Origin of the sequence: Streptomyces griseoaurantiacus, from assembly GCF_036189845.1 — a bacterium.
Lineage (GTDB): Bacteria > Actinomycetota > Actinomycetes > Streptomycetales > Streptomycetaceae > Streptomyces > Streptomyces griseoaurantiacus.
In genome coordinates, this window is record NZ_CP108326.1 from 6,217,166 (window position 1) to 6,234,550 (window position 17,385).

At 71.1% G+C, this 17,385-nt stretch carries 10 protein-coding genes; 2 read left to right on the top strand and 8 right to left on the bottom strand.

The window, feature by feature from the left end; translation table 11 throughout:
• The first annotated feature begins 38 nt into the window (after positions 1 to 38).
• A complete protein-coding gene (locus OHB09_RS27530; RefSeq protein WP_328922707.1) occupies positions 39 to 1,766 on the top strand; it encodes an N-6 DNA methylase in 1,728 nt (575 codons plus the stop codon).
• Positions 1,767 to 1,876: 110 nt separating this feature from the next.
• On the opposite strand, the gene OHB09_RS27535 is transcribed toward OHB09_RS27530, so the two are convergent.
• Positions 1,877 to 2,776: a LysR family transcriptional regulator gene (locus OHB09_RS27535; protein ID WP_328922708.1), complete on the bottom strand. Its 900-nt coding sequence runs from the start codon at positions 2,774 to 2,776 to the stop codon at positions 1,877 to 1,879.
• A 128-nt stretch (positions 2,777 to 2,904) separates the two neighbouring features.
• Between OHB09_RS27535 and OHB09_RS27540 the strand changes: the two genes are divergently transcribed.
• Positions 2,905 to 3,741 (top strand): SDR family oxidoreductase, encoded by an 837-nt coding sequence (locus OHB09_RS27540; protein ID WP_191851828.1) that lies wholly within the window; start codon positions 2,905 to 2,907, stop codon positions 3,739 to 3,741.
• A gap of 443 nt (positions 3,742 to 4,184) precedes the next feature.
• Here the strand turns inward: OHB09_RS27540 and OHB09_RS27545 are convergent, their stop codons facing one another.
• The 7 genes from OHB09_RS27545 to OHB09_RS27575 all read right to left on the bottom strand — a co-directional run bounded on the left by OHB09_RS27545 (position 4,185) and on the right by OHB09_RS27575 (position 17,373).
• On the bottom strand, positions 4,185 to 5,378 hold the full coding sequence (locus tag OHB09_RS27545) for a hypothetical protein (protein ID WP_319350714.1): 1,194 nt from the start codon (positions 5,376 to 5,378) through the stop codon (positions 4,185 to 4,187).
• A gap of 551 nt (positions 5,379 to 5,929) precedes the next feature.
• A complete protein-coding gene (locus tag OHB09_RS27550) occupies positions 5,930 to 7,600 on the bottom strand; it encodes a GTPase domain-containing protein (protein ID WP_328922709.1) in 1,671 nt (556 codons plus the stop codon).
• 19 nt (positions 7,601 to 7,619) lie between these two features.
• On the bottom strand, positions 7,620 to 10,622 hold the full coding sequence (locus OHB09_RS27555) for a GTPase (protein WP_328922710.1): 3,003 nt from the start codon (positions 10,620 to 10,622) through the stop codon (positions 7,620 to 7,622).
• A 2-nt stretch (positions 10,623 to 10,624) separates the two neighbouring features.
• A complete protein-coding gene (locus tag OHB09_RS27560) occupies positions 10,625 to 12,700 on the bottom strand; it encodes an Hsp70 family protein (protein WP_093593047.1) in 2,076 nt (691 codons plus the stop codon).
• Positions 12,697 to 13,305 carry a hypothetical protein gene (locus OHB09_RS27565; RefSeq protein WP_167795423.1) on the bottom strand — a complete coding sequence of 203 codons (609 nt, stop codon included), beginning with the start codon at positions 13,303 to 13,305 and terminating at the stop codon, positions 12,697 to 12,699. The genes OHB09_RS27560 and OHB09_RS27565 overlap by 4 nt, the downstream gene beginning before the upstream one ends.
• Positions 13,302 to 14,945, bottom strand: coding sequence for a hypothetical protein (locus OHB09_RS27570; protein ID WP_319116388.1), 1,644 nt, complete (start codon positions 14,943 to 14,945; stop codon positions 13,302 to 13,304). The genes OHB09_RS27565 and OHB09_RS27570 overlap by 4 nt, the downstream gene beginning before the upstream one ends.
• Positions 14,946 to 15,222: 277 nt before the next feature.
• A complete protein-coding gene (locus OHB09_RS27575; RefSeq protein WP_328922711.1) occupies positions 15,223 to 17,373 on the bottom strand; it encodes a UvrD-helicase domain-containing protein in 2,151 nt (716 codons plus the stop codon).
• Positions 17,374 to 17,385 lie beyond the last annotated feature (12 nt).

A 17,385-nucleotide genomic window follows, 5' to 3' on the forward strand; every position in this document is an offset into this window, starting at 1 on the left:
CGTTGAGGGGCACCACTTGCCCGTGTACGGTGAGCCGCATGACGGACAAGGCCGCTTCACCCACCGGTCCGCTGGTCTCCGGCTCCGAGATCGCGCGGCTCGTGGGGGTCACGCGGGCGGCGGTCTCCAACTGGAGACGGCGGTACGACGACTTTCCGCAGCCCGCGGGCGGTGGCGCCCACAGCCCGCTCTTCGCGCTCGATGAGGTGCGGGGCTGGCTGGACAGGCAGCGCAAGGGGCAGGACGTCTCGGACGAGGTCCAGTTGTGGCAGACCCTGCGCAGTTCCTACGGCGACGAGATGATCCGCGGACTCGCCGACGTCGCGCAGGTACTGTCCTCCGGCTCCTCCGGCTCCTCCGGCTCCTCCGGCTCCTCCGGCTCCTCCGGCTCTCCCGGTTCGGAGGACGGGGGCGAGGGCGGAATCCCGGACGGGCTGTCCGAGGAGGTCGTCCGGCGGGTGCGCGCCCTGGCCGGGGACACCTCACCGCGCGAGGTCGTGACCGGCCTCGTCGAACGCCTCACCGACTCCGTACGCAGGGCCGGTTCCGACCAGATCACCTCCCCACGGGTCGTCCGCGCCCTGTGCCACTTCGCCGGCGAAGTGGCGTCGGACGCGGCGATCTTCGACCCCGCCTGCGGCATCGGCACGCTTCTCCTCGCCGTCGGCCCGCAGCGAGGGCCGAGGCGCTACGGCCAGGAGAACGACGCCCACAGCGCCCGCTTCGCCCGGCTGCGCGCCCAGCTCACCGGACGCGGCGGCGTCGAGATCGTGACGGGCGACTCGCTGCGCGAGGATCGTCTGCCGGAGCTGAAGGCCGACCTCGTCGTCTGCGATCCGCCGGTCGGCATCTCCGACTGGGGGCGGGAGGAACTGCTCCTGGACTCCCGCTGGGAACTGGGCACCCCCTCACGGGCCGAGGGCGAACTCGCCTGGCTGCAGCACGCCTACGCGCACACCGCTCCCGGTGGCCGGGTCCTCATGGTCATGTCCGCCTCGGTCGCCTACCGCAAGGCCGGGCGCCGCATCCGGGCCGAACTCGTACGCCGGGGCGTCCTCACCCAGGTCACCGCCCTGCCCCCGGGCACGGCCGTCTCGCACGCGCTCCCGGTGCACCTGTGGCATCTGCGCCGTCCGCTCTCTCCGGGTGACGCGGTCACGAGCGTCCGCATGGTCGACCTGACCTCGAACGATGCGGACGGGCCCCTCGAAGCGCGCTCCGACCAGTGCGCCGAGGTCGCACTGATCGACCTCCTCAACGACACCGTCGACCTCACGCCGGGCCGTCACGTCCTGGAGACCCACCGCGAGTACGCCGCCGAGTACGAGTCACTGCGCGGTGAACTCGCCGAGCAGGTGAGGGCGTTGGCCGAACTGCTGCCGGCGCTCACCGGTGCCGACAATCCCGGTGTCCTCGACGGTCCCACCGTCAGCGTCGCCGATCTCGCGCGCGCCGGACTCGTCGCCTACGACACGCCGGAGCCCTCCTCCGCCAGCGACCAGCTCGACACGGAGTTCCTGCGCGGCTTCCTGCGCAGCGCCGTCAACAACCGGCGCTCCACCAGCGCCAGCGGAACCTTCCGCCTGGACGGCAAGGGCGCCCGGATCCCGCAGATGGACCTCGAGGAACAGCGCCGCTACGGTGCGGCGTTCCGCGCGCTGCGCGAGTTCGAGGAGCGGTCGCGGCGGGTGGCGGAACTCAGCCGCGAGGTGACTGCCCTGGCCCGGGACGGCCTGGGCAACGGGGCGCTGCGGCCGGGGGACTGAGGAGGGGGGGGAGGGCAGGACACCGCTGCTGCGGTACGAACGGGCCCTCGTGTCTGCGGGCAGGGCCGGCCGGTGCGCCTGCCCACGCGTCGGACCGCTTCCCCCGTGTCTCAGGTGCCCGTCGCGAGGTGGTCCTCGACGAACTGGTCGAAGGCCCGCGCGGCCACGGAAGGGTTGCGTCCCGTCGGGGAGGCGAGGGAGACGGGCCAGTCCAGGTCGGCGTCCGTGATCGGGACGGTGGCGAGATCGTGGTCGTGGGTGACGGCACCGCGCGGCAGCAGCGCCAGACCGAGACGGTGGCGAACGAAGTCCACGCCGGCGGTGATGTCGTTGATCTCGATGGTCACGTGCCGTCGTAGCCCGGCGGCGGCGAAGGCGCGGTCGGTCACCGCCCGGTTCCCGTAGCCGGACGGGAAGTCGACGAAGGGCTCGTCGGCCAGGTCCGAGAGCGTCGCCGTGTCGCGGCCGGCCAGAGGGTGCTCTTGCGGGACCACGAGGTCGAGCGGTGTCGAGATCAGGTGGCGCAGCCGCGCGGCGGCCGGGGGCGGCCCGGGGATCGAGACGAAGGCGAGGTCGAGCCGGCCTTCCGCCAGCGCCGTGATGAGTCCCGGTGATCCTCCGCAGGACGCGACCGTCACCAGGCGCAGGGAGATCCCGGGGTGATCGCGGTGGAAGCGGCCCAGCAGGGCGGGCAGGTCGAGAGGCCCGAGCGAGCTCATCGTGCCGATGCGCAGGGTCCCGCGCAGCCCGCCCTGGACGGCATGGACGGCGTCCCGCGCATCCCGTACGGCGTCGAGCGCCGCCCGGGCCTTGGGAAGAAACTCGAACCCGGCGTCGGAGAGGGCGACCTTCCGGGTCGTGCGCACCAGCAGGGGGACGGCCAGTTCACTTTCCAGAGCGGCGACCGTGGCGGACACGGTGGACTGCACCAGGTGCAGGCGGGCTGCGGCGCGGGTGAAGCTGCGTTCCTCCGCCACCGCGACGAAGCACTCCAGCTGACGTAGTTCCATCTCCCGTTTATAGCGCACGCCGATCGATGTCATCGGCAATCTTCGTTGGACTCGATGCCGCGATCGTCGCAGGGTGGGACCCGGTACCGCTTGCGGGCCGCAGCCCAGAACTGTGAGGAGTAGGACACGTGAGTCTGTTGATCACCGGGGCCCGCGGCGGCATCGGCGCCGGTCTGCTGCGGCGCCTGCATGCCTCCGGGTACGAGGTCCGGGCGGCCAGCCGCGCCCCGGAAAGGCTCGACCTGCCTGCCGGAATACCTGCCGTAGCCCTCGATCTCGCGGACCCGAAGACCTTCGCTCCCGCGCTGACCGGCGTCACCGACGTCTTCCTCTACGCCGAACCCGCGGGAATCGAGGCCCTGTTGAGCACCGCGGTCGCGGCCGGGGTCCAGCGGGTGGTACTGCTCTCCTCGGACTCGGCGGTCCTCCCCGACGCGGAACGCAACGCGCTGGCCCGGCACCACCTGCGTGTGGAACGTGCGCTACGGGCGGCTCCGCTGACGGCGACCGTACTGCGCCCGGGCGGGTTCGCCACCATGGCGCTGCACTGGGCGGAAGCCATTCGCGCCGGCCGACCGGTCGAGCAGTCGTGTCCGGATGCCCGACTGGACGTCATCCATCCCGAGGACATCGCCGACGTCGCTGAACTCGCCCTCACCAGCGACCGACTGGACGGGGAGACCGTCACGCTCGGCGGGCCGGAAGTCCTCAGCTTCCGTGACCAGGCGCGGATACTGGGGGAACTGCTCGGCCGTCCGGTCGAACTGCGCGAACCCACTCGGCAACAGGCAGTCGAGCAACTGAGCGCTCATGTGCCCGCGGCGTTGGCCGCGTCCATCCTGGACTACTGGGCGGCACTGCCCACGGAGCACCACGAGGCGGCACGCTCCACCGAGCGACTGACCGGCCGCCCCGGCCGCCCGTTCCGCCGCTGGGCCGCCGACAACCTGGACCTGTTCCGATGAAAGGCCGCCGTCGCACGGCGGTGCCCGAATCGGACTGCGCCCAGGCGCTCGACAGGGTGCCCTGCTGCGGCTGGATCGACGGGTAATAGAAGGCCGGGTTCGGCGATCAGTGGCGGCTCCAGTGGTTCACCCCGCGCAAGCCAGGCAGCAGGTGATCCAAGGTGAACCGGGGCAAGGTGTCCACGTTGGTCGAGCGGGGCCGGATGCGTCCGGTGGGGCAGGCCGAGGTCGGTGGCGCCAAGGCGGACGACCGCTGGGTAGCGGCCTACCCGACGGCTTGCGGACCGCCATGGTGCCGGACAACCTCGCGGCGGCTCCGGCCGCCGACCGGCCCGGCAGTGGCCCGGGCCGCACCCGTGTCCGGGCCCACGTCGGGGCGCGGGCGGGCGGAGCGCCGGTGACGAGGTGATTGCCGGCACTCCACCCTCTCGACCCGCCCTCGCTCAAGAGGAGTGCCAGCGGTTGCGGCCGTCCGAGCCCGGGCCGCAGACCATGGGGGTGCCTGCCGCGCTGACGCCGGTGGCGCCGGGTGGGGAGCAGAAGGAGCCGGGGTGGACGGTGCCGGCGCTGCCGCCGGACGAGGAACTGCTGCCGCCACCAGTGGAGCCGCTGCTGCCGCCACCTGTGGAGCCGCTGCCGCCGCCCGATGATGACGTGCCGCCGCCGCTGGTCGAACCGCCGGTGCCGGCTCCGCCGTTGGTCGAGCTGCCGCCCGTGGTGGCGTGGGTGTCAGGGGCCTTGTTGTGGTCGTCCGGGTCGTTCGCGGGGAGCTTGTACGTCGTGTTCTTCTTCGACGGGCACTTCCGGACCGTGTCCGCGTCGGTCCAGCGGCCCAGGTCCAGGCGGATCTTGGTCGTGGAGGTGACGTCGCTGTCCCTGGCGGGGCGCTGGAAGCAGACCCGCCACTCGGCGCCCTTCGCGGCGGCCTGTTTCGTAGTGGGGGCGTCGACGTCGAGGTAGACGTCGTCGAGGGTGACGTCGGCCGTGTCGATGCCGGCGTGGTTCAGGGCCTTGAGCGCCGTGTTGTACGTGTCGCCGACGACGTCCGGCATTGTGGGCCAGGGGAGGGCGCCGCCGTCCTTCGTCGGGCAGGGCTCGTCGTCCTTGACGGCGGCGAAGGTGACCGCCTTCTCGGCGGCGTCGGCCTCCTGGAAGCACACGGTCCAGGCCGACCGTACGGTGATCGCGCGGTCCTCGGGGGACGCGTCGTGGCGTCCGAGCGTGTAGCCGGCCGCGCGGGCGCCCTTCTCCGCCTCGTCCAGGGCCTTGCCCTTGTAGTCGGTGAGGGGCGGGGCCTTCGACGCGGCCGGGGACGCGCTCGCCGCGGCGTTCTTCGCGCCCGCCTCGGTCGTGCTTGGTCCGTTGTCGTCGAGCTGACCGCCGATGCCCGCGCCGATCACCGTCAGGAGGAACGCGCCGAACGTGGCGCCCAGCCGGGCGTACCAGCGCCACGGCGGCAGCACCCACACCGCCACCATCGCGGCGATCATCACCAGGAAGCCCAGCGGGAAGCTCACCGCGCTGAGCACCGCGACGAGGGCCAGGACGCCGAGCAGCGCTCGGGTGGTCCGCCACCAGGGCCGGGGGCGCGGCGGGGACCAGGGCGGCGGGGGCGGAGGGGTGGTGTACGGGTTCACGGGGCGCTCTCTCGTTCTCCGTTGTGGGGTGTGTCGGACGCGGGGTGGCCCGGCTCGTGTCGCGGGCAAGACGCACAACCGTCCCAGCCGCACTCTCGTTACGCGCAGACGGACGTGGGGCTCGAGGGCCGCGGGGCCCGCGTGCCCGGGGCGCGGCGGCGTCCGTCAGTCGGCCGGCGTAGTCCGTTCGACGTGGGCGTCCTTCACCGACGTGATGTCGGAGAGCTCGTGCTTGTCCTCGGACGTGCCGTACGCGGTGAACTCGCTCTTGTCGGCGTCGGTTCTGCCGGGGGCCTGGTGCTGCGTGCCGATGTAGTTTGGCCGACGTACTCGCCGTCTTCGTCACTGTCGTCGTAGGTGACGCTGTCGTCCTCGACGAGCTTGCCGCCCGAGACCTCGACGTGGTCCCACGGCACCCCAAGGACGTAGCACAGCGGCCGTAGGGCGTGAGGGCTGGGCTCACTTCGTAGGGTTCGCGGCCGGGGACTGAGCCGCGTCGTTCCGGCGATGGGCGTGGAGGGCGAGCACCGCCGGGACGTCTGCCCGCCGGGTCAGCCCGCGGGATGTTCGATGAGTCTCTTCACCTCGTCGCGCACATCTCCGATCTCCGCCAGTGCCGCCTCGCGTGCGGCGCCGACCCCCGCGCCCGGGTGGACGAGATCGCTCAGTGCCTGTTCCACCTCGGCGATCCATGTGCGCAGGTGCTGTTCGCCGGCGTTGACGAGGCTGTCCCGCTGCTGGAGCGCCACGTCGGCGTAGTGGTCCCGGAGCTTCTTCCGGTGCTTGTCCACCGCCGCCCGTTCGCTGTGGTCCTGGATGACGCTGACCGTGTCCAGGGCGGGGCCGATGACCACCGCCGCCCACTGCGCCTTTCCGGCCCAGCCAAATACCTTGTCGGTCGCCTTGACCTTGCCCCACGGCTTGAACCTCTTCGCGCCGTTGGTGAGCTTTCCGCTGGGGTCGAACAGTTTCTGGCCCACCCGGCTCTTGTTGAGCAGGTCTACCACGGCTGCTGCGTGCTTCTTGTCGCTCGCGATCTTCGTGAACCACTCCGACAGCTTCCCGACCCCCTGCTTCGCCGCATCCTCCGCCGCCTTCCTGACCGCCTCTTCGAGAGGTGACTTCGGGGGCGCGACGGGATGCGCCTCAGGCGGGTTGACGTCGTTCACCCACTCCTCGGGCTCCGGTACGACATCCCCGTATTCGGCGGTCAGCACGTCGAACGCCGCCCTCGTCGCTCGGGAAAGGGCGATGTCGAAGTCGGTGTGGGAATGGACCAGTTCTCGCGCGGCGGCGGTGGCGACGTCGGTCGGGACAGTGCCGTTCTTCTCCGAGATGCTGTCGGCGATCCGACTCCCTGCCGTTCTGATTCTGGCGGCGAGCACCTCGCTCTCCCTCCCCAGGGCCTTCCGCACGTCCTCCTCGGCCTTGGAGAGCGAGGCCCCGACCTTCTCCGCGGTCCGTACGGCGTCGAGTTCCTCGCCGTGCAGGTTCCACAGCTCTTCCGCGTCCGCCAGCACCCGGAGGAGTTCGTACGCCTGCGCCCTGGGACGGACACCGCTGACGCCGGGAGCCACGATGCTCAGCAACTCGGCGGTGAGGGCGTCGATGCCGCTCCCGGAGCCGAGCAACTCGCGCTCCTCGTCGGTGAGGCCGGGATCGTTGGCCGCGTCGAGGAAGTCGCGGGCGTCGGTCGGGACGATCGGGACCCGGTCGGCGAAAGGGCCGAGCCGTTTGCGGATCTCGTCGAGAATGACGTCACGGTCGCTGTTCTCGGCGTTCATCTTGTTCACGACGACCACGCTCCGGTCGGCGAAACCGTCGGCGTCGAGGGCCTGGAGAACGGCCTCCGTCTCGGCCTCGCCCGGCAGTTCGCTCGTCGTCACGATCATCAGTGCGTCCGCGCCGCGCACACCGCGCCGGGCGGCCGCAAAGTGCGTGCCGTCGCCCGACAGCGTTCCGGGCAGGTCGACCAGGATCACGCCGTTCCACGGGTAGGGAGTCGCCTCCCGTGTCTTGGGCGCCGCGTCGACGATCTTCTCGACCTCGGCCGCCGGAAGCCGGAGCAGCGCGGCGATGAGTGTCGACTTCCCGGCACTGTACGGGCCGAGGAGCGCGATCCGCAGCGGGCTCGTGTCCGTCCGGGGCAGGGCGGCTGTCAGGTCCCGGGTGCGGGAATGAGCGTTCAGGGCCTCCTCGGCCCGAGCGCTCAGCTCGAGCACACGGGCGCTCGGCCCCCCGTCAGTCGTGATCCGCGGTTCCATCGCCTTCTCCGCTTCTTGAGTCCGGGCTGACCTCGATCCGCTCGGTCAGGACGTCCACGAGGTGTGTATGCAGGTGTGTCCGCACGTCCGCGACGCGGGACGCATCGATCCAGACGCGGAGTTCGACCCCTGGCGTCCGGCGTGCCCGGCGGACGGCAGCCGGGTCCCCACCGGCGAGGGTCAGGAGCCGGCGTGCCAGCGTGAGGTCGATCGTGTCGAGGGCGGACCGCACGGACGACCGCAGTCGACCGAGTCGTTCGCACCGCTCACGGGTGCGGCCGATGTCCGCGGTCTGTGCCGTGAACTGGGCCTCGACCTGAGCCGTCGCCTCCTCGACGACACGCGTCAGTTGAGTGTCGAACCAGTCGAACAGGTCGTCGAGTGAGGCTTCGGCCGCCTCCGTGGCCGTTCTGGCCCATTCCTCCTTCGCCTGCCGCGCGCGGCCCACCTCGCTGCTCACCGCTTTCGCCGCTCCTGCCAGGGCTTCCGCCGCGTAGGCCACCGCGATGGCAGGAGCGGCTGAGGCAGTAGCGGCCGCGGTCCCGGCGGTGGCGGCCGCTTTCTTGGAGAATGCCTTGGAGAGCCCCTTGACGGAGAACGAGCCCAGGAGGGCGGTAGCCGCTCCCTTGACGGCAGCCGCCGCGTACTTCGGGTCAGGAAGCGGCTCCACGTGCGGGTTCTCGTTGTCCTGCCGCTCCGGGGCGCTCGCCGATAGGCGCAGTGCTCGCCCCCGTTCCCGTGCCCGCTGTGCGAGTTCGTTCTCCAGGGCGGGGATCAGCGCGTCCCAGTCCAGCCCGGTGAAGAAGTCGTCGCACCGCTGTGCGTGGTCCTCGCCGCCCAGACCCTGGACCGTTTCCGGCAGTCGTTCCCGGGCCTGGTGACGTCCGGCCTCGAGCCGTTCGTGCGCGTGGCGGCCCGCATCGCGGAAGGCCTTGAGCAGTTCGGCCCGTTCGCCGGGCATCGAGCGCTCGAGTGCGTCGAGCGCGAGACCGATCCGCGGGAGTTCTTGGGCCGCCCGGTCGCCGAAGGCGGCGAGCGGCCTGCGTACCTCCTCCGCCAGCCGGACGGCACGAAGCGGAATCGAGCGCTCGGCCAGGAGCCGGGAGAGGGCCCGCTCCAACTCGGGCAGTCTGCTCGCCCGCAGGGCTCTGTCGCCCAGTTCGCGATCCTCCGAGAACAACGACTCGTGCGCGGCACCGGAGTGGACCGCGAGGACGACGGGCGGCACGGCCCCGGCCGCGCGGGCGACATGCTCGATCCGGGCAGTGTGCTCCGGTGCCGGTCGGAAGTCCCGCTCCGGGGAATCGGCGAAGAACCTCAGGCGCGCCGGTTCGTCGACCTTCCCCTTGACGTTGACCACGGCCAACAGTGGCTTCCCCGAGACGAGGAGCCGCCGGAACTCCGCGGCCTCCTCGTCGCGCATCGTCTCGGCGTAGTTCCAGACGACCGCGTCGGCGCGATCGCACGCCGCCCGGGCGTGCTGCGCGTCGAAGTCGTCGTCCTTCGCGGCGAATCCGGGCGTGTCCAGGTACGTCACGGGGCCGACGTCGAAGGTGGAGGTCCTCCGTGTGGTGCGGTGCGCCCCTCGCCCGATTCCGGACCGGTCCGTTTCGCGGGTCAGGGCCTTGCGGAGCGTGGTCTTCCCGGACTTGGTCCGTCCGGCGACGGCCACGAGCAGCCTGCCCCGGACGGGAGGCAGGGGCCGCATGGCCTTGCGCAGTTCGCGCTCGAGGGTTCCGACGCGGCCGATGACCTTGACGAGTTGCTCGCTCTCGACCGCGTGCTCGGAGTGCCGTGTCTGCCTCGCTCGCCGCAGCAGTTCCTCGACCTCTGCCCGGAGAACGGCCTGGACGGCGCGGTAGTCCGAGCGGCTCGTGTCCACCGCCCCGGGCGGCAGGGCGAGTTCGCCGACCAGGGGGTCGAGAGCTTCGCGTAGCGCGGGTTCGCTCTCCCGCAGGTCCATGGCCGCCGCCACACGGTCGAACAGCGCGAGGTTCTTCGTGTACCAGGATGCGAGGGCGCGTAGCCGATCGGCGTCGTGCAGGGAGCCGACCGTCAGGAGCCCCGACGCGAGCCGTGCGGCCGAACTCGTGGCGGGCGGCGATGCGAGCAGGGGCGCGGCGGGGGTGGTATGGACTGCCGGTCCCGGTGCCGGCACCAGCACGGATGCGAGCGCGGCCCGGGCCTCACCCGTCGCGAGCAGCTCCAGAGCGCTCCCCGGCAAAGCGCCGGTGTCGCGTGCTGTGAGGGCCCACACCAGGGCGTCACGCCGGTCGGATCTGAACCCGGACCGCGCGTCCGGCCCGAGCCAACGCCACCATACGGGCCGTGCGGAGAGGAACGCCTCGTACGCCTTCCGCGCCGCGACGTAGTCCCGCACTTTCTCCAGCCGCACCGCCAGATCCCGGTTGCGCAGGTCCTGGGCCGCCGAGATGCTGTGCTGGAGCACGAGCTGCCGCGCGGCCGCCGCTTGGCGGGTGGCGCGGGGGCGGTTCAGGTCGGCCAGAGTGGCGTCGACGTCGACGACGCTCTCGACGAGTGAGCGCCAGATTTCCTCCGGCCAGTCCTGATCCGCACGACAGTAGGGCTCGAGAGCCCTCAGTAGCAGTCGCTCCGCGGTCATCACGGCCACGAGGTCCGCTCGCAGCGCGTCCACCGGGACACCCTCGAACGCCGGTAGGCGCGACCGCACCCCTTCGAGTCGCGCCAGCACCCGTAGCGCCCGCGCCTGTTCGGGGCCGGTCGTGACGCCGGCCAGCTCGTGCTCCTCGACGCACGCCGACACGGCGTCCGACACCCACGGAAGCGTGCTGCCGTACGCGGGCAGCACGGCAGACCCGTACGCCCGCGCCACCGCGTCCACGTTCTCGGCGAGCCGCCGGAGCGCGGCCTGCCCGGCCATGGCATCGACCCCGAGCGGCTCGAGCAGGAGGGCCAGGATCTCGGTTCGAGGACTCGTTCCTCCGGCGGCCTCGGTCACTGTCACTCCTCGTGGGGACGGTGGTGGCGGAACGAGGGGAGCGGGCCGGGGCCCGGGGGGATGAGTGCCAGCCGCGCGACCCGGTGCCGCGGCGGTACACAGGCACGTGGGGTGAACACCCACCTGCCCTGGGTCAGGGTCACCCCGAGGACCCGCTCCGTGCTTCGCAGCCAGGGGTGCCTCCCCTGCAGTTCGACGTAGTTGTCGTTGGTGACGACTGTGCCGTGCGTGTCCTGCGCGATGGCCGTGACGAGCGCGTCCCCCTTTCCCTCGGTTCCGGCCGGAGGCTGGATGAGGTCCCCCTTGGCGAGCGCCTCCTCCACCGCTGGCCGCTCCTCCCTCGCGACCTTGTGGCGGAACGTGGCGTCCACCACGACATGCAGGACGGCACCGGGATGGTTCGAGGCCAGGGCGGTGAGAGCCGAGCGGAGTTGGGCGTACGACGGCCGGTCGTCGTCGCCGTACACACCGGGCTCCCGCGGCGATCTGCCGATCCACGCGAGGTTGGAGCCGTCCACCACGAACACGGCGGGCGCCGGGTCGGTGGCGGTCCTCGGCGTGCCGACCGGAACGGTCCTGACAACGCTGTTGCCCGTGAGCAGGTCGTCGAGTTCCTTGCGCACCGCCGGTGTCGGACCGCCGGAGCTGAAGCTCTTGATCTCCTCGTTCAGGACTTCCTCACCGGTCCGTTCGAGCGTCGCCCTGACGTGCAGGAGACCGTTCGTGTCGTACGTGTACTCCAGAAGGAAGCGGGAGTCCTCACGTGCCCGGGGCACCGCGTAGGTGAGACGAAGATCTGTCAACTGCACGTTGTCGGCATGGTCCAGAGGCCGGTCCGGATCGCCCTCCCAGATCTCCACGGCAAGGCTGCGGGCATTGTCCCGGCGCGGGGTGTAGCTCTTGCGTTCCTTCCACGGCAGCGGTGAGTTGCGCGGGATGATCTGGCTGAACTTCCGCCGTCCGGTGTCGTCCGTGACCACCGTGCCCAGGGCATGGCTCGTCGCCACCTGGATCACGCCGTCCTCCTCACCCGACAGCACGGCTGCCGCGATGGAGGCGCCGCGGGCGACCGCCGTCATGGGATCGCACAGGTCGACCTCGACGGGCTGCTGCTGCATGACCTCGGCGACCGCAGCCCGGACGCTCGGGATCTGACTCGTGCCACCGATCATCAGCACGGCGTCCACGTCCAGGGGCGCCATACGCAGGTCGGTGAGGCACTGCTGGACCGGTGCCAGGGCGCGGTCCACGAGGTCGGTGACGGCGTCCTCCAGTTCGTCCTGCCACACTTCGACCGTGTCACCGTCCGGGGTCCTGATGGTGACGGATTCCTCGGAGGACAGCCGGATCTTGCTGCGCTCCACGTCCAGTGCGAACTGCCGTCGCTGGGCGGGCGTCCACGCCGATCGTGCCGGGGCCCGTTCGAGGACGAGGTCGTGCAGCCGGCGGTCGATCTCCAGACCGCCCAGCTCGGTCACTCCTCGTGACGCGAGTTCCTCGAAGAACCCGTCCTGGTAGTCGAGCACGGTGACGTCGATAGTGCCGCCGCCCCAGTCGAAGACCAGAATGGTGCGCGCCTCCCGCAGGTCGTGGACGTACGAGATCGCGGCTGCCGTCGGCTCGTTGAGCAGTGCCAGAACCTCGATGCCCGCGAACTGCGCGGCCGCACGCGTGCGGTAGCGCGCGGCACCCGTGGCGTTGGCGGGCACGGTGATCACGGCCTGGTCGATGGCGGTGAGGTTGTGCTCCGCGCCCTTCCGCATGGCCTGGAAGACACCGGCCGCCACCGTGGTGGCCGCGAACCTGCGGCCCTGGATCATGACGTACTCGTCGCTCTTGAGCAGCCGTTTGCACGCCTCGGCGGCCTCCTCGGAGCGGAGTTTGGCCTCCCAGCCGAACAGCGCACCCCGACGCAGTGAACTGACGCCCACCACCGACGGGAAGAGGTGCTCGAAGCCGGGGTGACGCCAGTCGGCGTCGATGTGGTGGGCGTCCAGCAGCAGTACGTCGGCGCTGTCGCCGAGCCACTGGGCCACCACGGAGTTGGTGGTGCCGAAGTCGATGCCGGTGGCGGTCACGAGTCCTCCTCGGCGGACCGGTCGTCGCCGGGTTCACCGGGCACGCGGCGCAGTTGTCCGGAGAGCACCAGCTTGCCGGTGGCCTGGTCGACGTATGCCGGGCGCAGCACTTCGAACGCCTCGCCCTCGCCCTCCACCACGACGAAGAGCTCACCCTCGCCGTCGGGCGAGTCCACACACCGCACACCCTGGTCCAACAGGGCCGTACGGATGCCCTTCCGGAGCGAGCGCACGTTCTGCTTGGGCGCTCCGGCGAGCAGATCGACCTCGACCATCCGGGCCACGTACTCCTCCCGGGAACGGAACGCCTCCAGAACGGCCTGACGCAAGGCGGCCGTCACCGCGGTCTGGGCGGGGCACGCCTCTGCAGGGAGCGTTGCCATGAGTTCGGCCGCCCGCTCGGTGAAGCGGGCGAGCAGCATGGGAGGGCTCAGCAGTTCCTCGGGGCGATAGGTGCCCAGGGAACTCTTGAGGGAGTCCGCGTCGGAGGCCTCTGCCGCGGCCCGTCGCTTCTCCCTACGGTGCTTCAGGCCGTTGTTGCCTTTGCGAGGCTCCTGCTTGGGGGCCGCGGCGGTCTTCCGCCGGCTCCGGGGCACGTGGCTCACTGCGTGTGCGTCCTTGCGTTGCGATCGGGGCGCCGGGGGGCGCTGAGGAGATGGGGCAGCAGATCCGCTATCGCCCGTTGCCGCACGAGTTCCAGGCCTTCGGGGGCGCGGGGCGTCGTCCGCCTGGCCAGTGGGGCGAGGGGTGGTACCAGGCTGGCCGGCACCTCGTCGGGGAGTTCGAAGACGTCCAGGTCGAGCGGGAGTACGAAGAATCCGGACCAGTCGTCGTCGTGCTCGGCGTTCCTGATGCGTTTCATCGCGTTGTTGAGCCGTGCGCTGATGTCCACGTCGTGCACGTACTCACGGCGGAGGTCCCGGTACCGGGCTGCCCAGGCCACCGAGCCGTGCGGCAGCCCGAGATCCAGATAGGGATTGGAGGCCGCCGGCCTGTCGTTACGGGGGACGGTCCGACGCTGTCGAACCATGCGGAGGTTGGACTCGGCCGAGCCGTGTGATCCGCTGATTCCCTCCAGGACGACGGCCGCGGTATCCAGTTCCTCCCGGAGCAGCAGTATGTACGCATGGAGGTTGAGGACCTCGGCCCGGTAGGCCGGGGCGGCGTCCTTGAAGGAGACCAGTTTGTCGATCTGCGCCGACGCACGGGGCAGGTCGTTCAGGCAGAGCAGGTCGTAGGCCTGGCGCAGGGCCATGAGCGCGTGCAGGGGCGAACGCGACGGGGAGACCGCGGCCTTGGGTTCCCACAGGGAGAAGATGAGCCGCCAGAGGCCCCGGTCCTCCCACACGTCCCGGTCCCAGTTGCCGACGGCGGCCCCGTCGACGATCCGGCGCAGGCGGAGCACCAGATCGCGGGGCAGTTCCCGCTCGAGCTCCTTCACGACCGAGGCGTCGCCGTCGCCGGCCCGTGCCAGGAGATCGAAGACGTCGCCGGCCGGGGGCAGCGGGTCGCCTCCGGCGAGGAAGACCTCCCGCCTCTGACGGGCGGTCCACTTCAGCACGGCTGCCCGCTCGGCGGTCACCCGTTCCGGAAGGAGCCGGGCTTCGAGGTAGGCGTGCTCCGACTCCTCGGTCCGGTAGTGCCAGGGCCGGTGTTCGGGGCCGATCGTGCCGGCGTCCACGAGGTCGTCGAGGACGCTCAGGGGTATCCAGGGCAGTACACGCGGCAGCATCCGGTGCGGGAACGCGACCTCACCATCCGTCTTGGTGAGCGCGGTGAGGAGGGCCAAGGCCCCGTGGGGGTCCTCGCTCCCCGGGGCGACCAGTGCGCCGGCGTCACTTGCCGCCAGGGCGGCGAGCCGTTGTTCCCCGGCCTCGGACAGCCACAGGAAGCCACCCGCGTGGATCGCCTCAAGGGTCGCAGCGACCGTGGCGGGGGCGGCCTGGTCGAGGACCGTCCGTACGGCGGGCAGCAGCCTGTCGTCCGGTGCGTCGCGCAGGGCGTCGGCAAGGGCGTCGTGCGTCGCGTCCTGCGCGAGAGGAGCGAGTCGTCGGAGTACGGCGTGGGCCTGCAATACCGCCCGGTCTCCGAACACGCCCACCTTGCGCCACCTGCGTACGGTGAACCCGTCGACCCCTATGTCCGCGCTCTGGGCCTCTCGGCGTTCCCTGACTGCCTCCAGCCGTTCCCGTTCCCGGGCTATGGCCTCGGCCCTGGGCCCGGAGGCCGCCGACGGGCTTGTCACTGTCCGAGTCCTTCGTGCCGGGGGCCGTGGCCCGGGGGGTCGGGGTGGGGCGTGGATGCGCGCTCACCGTACACGAGGTGTGCACCGAGCGGTACCCATCTGCCTGTTGACATGATCAACGTGCCAACTTCGTGACGTCGGAGAGAACAAGCGGGGGTGCGGAGGCGTCACCGCAAGCGGCGACTCGCGAGGTGCGGGGAAGGTTGCACGTGTCGCCGGAAAGGTGAAGAAACCGTGCTGTTCGCGCGTGTTGTCGGGAGGGCGACGCTCTCCTTCCTCACACTCCCGCGTCCACCAGGAACGGACTCCGCTCGCCCGTCCATGACACGTGCAGGCTGTCCCGGGCCCTTGTGCAGGCGACGAACAGCAGGCAGCGTTCCGCCAGCAGGTCCGCCTCGTGCTGCTGCGGATCCACCTCGAGCGGGGTGATCGCCTTCGGGAACGGCAGGGCGCCCTCGTGCACGCCGATGACCGCGACGCAGCGGAACTCCAAGCCCTTGAAGGAGTGCATGGTCCCGATGCGTACGGCGTCGGTCTCCCCGTCGGGGTCGGCGGCGCGCAGGGACGCCGCCGGGATGCCCGCGGCCTTGAGGTGCGCCACCGCCTTCGCGCACGTCTTGTTGAACCGGGTGCTGACGCCGATGTCGCCGGCCGCGACGCCCGCGTCCCGCCACGCCCGCACCCGGGAGACGAGTGCGTCCAGCTCGTCCTCCTCCGTCTCGGCCGCGTGCACGGAGGGGCCCTCCCCGTGGAGCGCCGAGCGGTAGCCGAGCAGGGTGTCCTTGCGGTTCTCGTCCTCCAGCTGGGCGATGGGGCGGCCGACCAGCAGGGCGGTGGACCAGCGCAGGATCTCCTGGGTGCTGCGGTAGTTCTTGCGGAGTTTGACCGAGCGGCCGGTCACCTTGATGCCCAGCGACCTGAGTGACACCCGGCAGTCGTAGATGCGCTGGTGCGGATCGCCCGCGACGAACAGGTCGTCCGGGCGGGCCGGAGCGGCCGCCCGCAGCAGTCGCCACTGCGCCGGATGCAGATCCTGCGCCTCGTCCACCACGATGTGCCGGTACCTCGGCCCCTGCTCGCCGAGCCGTCGCGCCGCGTCCACGCACGTTCCCAGCCAGGTGCGTACCCCGTCCGCGGCGAGGTCGGCCGTGAACTTCTCCACCGTCTCCCACACCAGGGGCCGTTCGGCGGCCGTCAGCCGGCTGCCGCGGCCACGCCGGTCCGCCACCTCGTACTCCGCGAGGCTGTCGATGCCCTGTGCGAGGATCACGTGCCGGTACTCCTGCGCGAGGAACCGCGCGCTGCCCGTGAAGCCGGTGGCCTTCGCCGCCTCCGCCCAGCGGCTTTCCTCCTCGCCGCCCGTCAGCGGCCGCAGCGGCACCGCGCCCGGAACCTCCGAGACGACGCGGCTCGCGAGGCCGTCCACGGTCGTGATGTCCACGTGGGCCCGCAGTCCGGGATCCTCCACCAGGGACTCGAGCCCGGAGCGGAGGGCGTCGACGAGCGCGTTGGTGTACGTCGTGAGCAGGATCCGGTCGCCCTCGCGCAGGTGTCCGAGCAGGTGCTTGACCCGGTGCAGCGCGACCACGCTCTTGCCCGTGCCCGGCCCGCCCGTGACCTGTGCGGGGCCCGAGTACGAGGCCCGGTAGGCCACCTTGCGCTGCGAGGGATGGAGGAAGACCCGCCAGGCCGGGAACGGCTTCTCCAGGATGTCCCGCAGTTCCTCCGAGGCCGTGACCAGCGCGATGCGCGCCCTGCTGTGTCGGATGGCCGTCTCGTAGTCCTGGGTGTCCACCTGCGCCGACGTCGAGGCCTGCAACGCGGGCGCGACGATCTCCCGCCACACCTCCTCGACCGTGCACCCCTCGGCCAGGAACTGCAGCACCTCCCGCTGGTCCTGTGGCAGCAGGGGCGCGAAGACCTCCAACTGGTCCTTGTCCATCAGCGACCTGGCCTGCCGGAGCGTCTCGTCGTCGATGCCGAGCGCCTTGAGGTCCCCGTCGGAGAAGCGCGCGAACAGCCGTTCCTTCGGCGAGGCCTCCGCGACCTGCTCGTACGCCGGTGTCAGCTCGTCGAGGGTCGCCGCGTCCCGGATCTCGACGGCCCGGGTCACCGCGTTGATGCTGGCCTTCTGCTTCTTCGCCCACGCGATGGCCTTGTCGTGCTGCATCACCCGCAGCAGGACGAACGTGTCCCCGGAGGGCGGGGCGAGGACCACACCGCGCCAGAACTGGTCGATGCGGATCGTCCGGATCTGCTTGTCCTTCGCGTGCGTGAGGCTCTCCAGCTTCAGCCCCGGATCCTTGAAGAGCTGATCCAGGGTGAGCCGCTCGAACTTCTCCCAGGCCTCCAGCACACCCTTCCTGACGGGCGGCTGGAGCTTGGGCAGTTCGGCGAAGAAACCGATGTCGAAGGCGAGCTGCGGCATGGTATTGCTTTC

Excerpts from the sequence above, each read along its gene's own strand:
- OHB09_RS27530 (WP_328922707.1), top strand. The coding sequence starts at position 39 with ATGACGGACAAGGCCGCTTCACCCACCGGTCCGCTGGTCTCCGGCTCC.
- OHB09_RS27535 (WP_328922708.1), bottom strand. The coding sequence starts at position 2,776 with ATGGAACTACGTCAGCTGGAGTGCTTCGTCGCGGTGGCGGAGGAACGC.
- OHB09_RS27575 (WP_328922711.1), bottom strand. The coding sequence starts at position 17,373 with ATGCCGCAGCTCGCCTTCGACATCGGTTTCTTCGCCGAACTGCCCAAG.